This is a genomic window from Streptococcus sp. Marseille-Q8145, from assembly GCF_965112035.1.
The window spans coordinates 1-832 of the sequence record NZ_CBCOPQ010000025.1; the positions used below are offsets into that span (position 1 = coordinate 1).

The following is an 832-nucleotide window of genomic DNA, read 5'->3' on the forward strand; positions in this document are numbered from 1 at the left end:
AGATAAGAATAACACTCCAAAAAGCAGTCATACTATAAGTTCCTTGTAAAAATAGACTAAAGAAGGAAGTAAGTCCGCCACCGCTAAACATAAAGAAAACAACTAATAGAGGAATATGCCGATTCATTCTGCTTGATTTCTCTGTATCTAATAGTTTACTCTTTGGAGCTTCTAAAAGTTCGTGAGTCTTACGATCAAAATAAATTGCTTTATCACCATATTGATTAAAATACATACGACGTCTTCCCAAAAACATATCTCTCCTCTTTTCTAATTCTCAGAAAAATCCATCACCACAGCTTGGGCAGTTTCCATTCTCCATGCGAAAACTTATCCCATACATGGTTGATCCCTTTTCCGACTACATCTCCGATAATCGTTCCCGCTACTGTTCCTAGTACCGTTCCTACTACAGGGATTGGAATAGCAGAGCCAATAACTGCTCCAACTTGAGCTCCGACTACTGCTCCACTAAAGGTACCTGCCGCATGGGCGGCTCCGTCAGCTAATGCATGAGCATCCCCATATTTCCCCCTATTCTGTTGGAATGTATCCCAACCATCTTTCAATGCTAATACTGTGCCAATAGCGCCTACTTGCTTTACTGCTCCGAAGCCTTTTTGAGACACAGCAGATTTCATGTTTCTGAATATATCTGCTTTAAGAATATCTTTATCAAGATGACCTAGAGAATCTTTTACAAAGCGAACATCGTCTACATGGCCACCTATGAATTTACCAAATTTGGTAGCCATACTAGCAATCTTTTCTCCTCTTGCAAGAGATTTAGCTGCTCTTGCAAGAGCTCGAGTCCCAGTCCGAGTGCTAGAAT

2 pseudogenes are annotated in these 832 nt (G+C 40.6%); both read right to left on the reverse strand.

Going from position 1 to position 832, the window contains the following annotated elements:
• Positions 1 to 256, reverse strand: a pseudogene (locus tag ACWPVL_RS11735) (hypothetical protein); the annotation flags it as partial.
• 34 nt (positions 257 to 290) lie between these two features.
• Positions 291 to 832 (reverse strand): annotated as a pseudogene (locus tag ACWPVL_RS11740) (T7SS effector LXG polymorphic toxin); the annotation flags it as partial.